Raw genomic sequence first — 1,554 nt, forward strand, 5'->3', positions numbered from 1 at the left:
GGCCGCAGGGGTGGCCGCGGGCGGGCCCGCGGGGTTCGCGAGGGCGCGCAGCGTGCTGGCCGCCGTGGCGCTCGCGGGGTGCGGGGCGCTGCTGGCGGGGTGCTCGCCGGAGGGCGGGCCGGCGGGTTCCGCGGGCGCGTCACCGCCGCGCGGGGCGCCCAGCGGGTCTGCCCAGGCGTCGGCGGGGGCACCGTCCTCCGCCCCGCAGGGTGCGGCGCCGGCGAAGGGCTCCGTGGAGGTCACCGGGGAGGTGGCGCGGGACCTGGAGTCGCCGTGGGGCGTGGCGCCGCTGCCCGACGGCGACCTGCTGGCCGCCTCCCGGGACAGGGGCACGATCAGCCGGATCTCGGCGGCGTCGGGGAAGGCCGTGGTCGTCGGGAAGGTGCCCGGGGTCGCGCCGGGCGGCGAGGGCGGGCTGCTGGGGCTGGCCCTGTCGCCGTCGTTCGCGTCCGACCGGATGGTGTACGCCTACTTCACGACGGAGTCCGACAACCGCATCGCCCGCATGCGCTACGACGAGAAGCGCGAGCCGGGCCAGCAGCTCGGCGCGCCCGACACCGTCCTGCGCGGCATTCCGAAGGGCGTCGTGCACAACGGCGGCCGGATCGCGTTCGGCCCGGACCGCATGCTCTACGCGGGGACGGGCGAGACGGGCGAGACGGGCCTCGCGCAGGACAGGAAGTCGCTCGGCGGCAAGATCCTGCGGATGACGCCGGACGGGCAGCCGGTGCACGGCAATCCCGAGCCCGACTCGGTCGTGTACTCCTACGGGCACCGCAATGTGCAGGGCCTCGCCTGGGATCAGGACAAGCGGCTGTGGGCGGCTGAGTTCGGCCAGAACACGTGGGACGAGCTGAACCTGATCGAGCCGGGCGCCAACTACGGCTGGCCGCAGGCGGAGGGCAAGGCGGGTCTGGCCGGCATGCGCGACCCGGTCGCCGTGTGGCGGACGGACGAGGCCTCTCCCAGCGGTATCGCGGTCGCCCAGGGCTCCGTGTGGATGGCCGGGCTGAAGGGGGAGCGGCTGTGGCGGATTCCGCTGGCGGGGGACAGACCGGCAGCCGACCCCGAGGCGTTCCTGCAGGGCAGGTACGGCCGGCTGAGGTCGGTGGTGGCCCTCGGCGGGGACGGGCTGCTTCTGGTGACGAGCGAGACGGACCGCCGCGGATCCCCCGAGGCGGGCGACGACAGGATCCTGACCCTGACGGTCCGGTGACCGGTGTGCCCCGGGACGGGGCGGAAGGTGCGGTGGCGTGGTGTTCAACCTGATCGAGGAGTTGTTCAGCCCGGGACGCAGGCACACGGACGAGGAGCGCAAGCGGCTGGAGCTGTCCCGGACGGACGTCGCGGACGGTGATCCCGGGCGCGGCCCGATAGACCTGGAATCCGGGAAGGTCCTCATACGCCGCGGGGAGCAGCCGCCCCCGGCGGAGTGAGGCCCGGCAGCAGCCGGTGGGCGGGGCCGCTGCCCCTCCGCGGCCGGAGGGCCCGGCTCGGCCGCCCTGCCCGAGGCGGGGCCGGCGGCGCGGCCGGGGCGGGTCCTCGGGGCTGCAG

The 1,554-nt window shown here is 76.1% G+C and carries 2 protein-coding genes; both read left to right on the forward strand.

Annotated features, from left to right (window positions below):
- Positions 1-55 precede the first annotated feature (55 nt).
- Positions 56-1,216: a sorbosone dehydrogenase family protein gene (locus tag EF903_RS32430; protein ID WP_185902942.1), complete on the forward strand. Its 1,161-nt coding sequence runs from the start codon at positions 56-58 to the stop codon at positions 1,214-1,216.
- Positions 1,217-1,253: 37 nt separating this feature from the next.
- Positions 1,254-1,436 carry a DUF6191 domain-containing protein gene (locus EF903_RS32435; RefSeq protein WP_399422197.1) on the forward strand — a complete coding sequence of 61 codons (183 nt, stop codon included), beginning with the start codon at positions 1,254-1,256 and terminating at the stop codon, positions 1,434-1,436.
- Positions 1,437-1,554: the final 118 nt, after the last annotated feature.

Origin of the sequence: Streptomyces sp. WAC05292, assembly GCF_003949955.1 — a bacterium.
GTDB classification, from domain to species: Bacteria; Actinomycetota; Actinomycetes; order Streptomycetales; family Streptomycetaceae; genus Streptomyces; species Streptomyces globosus.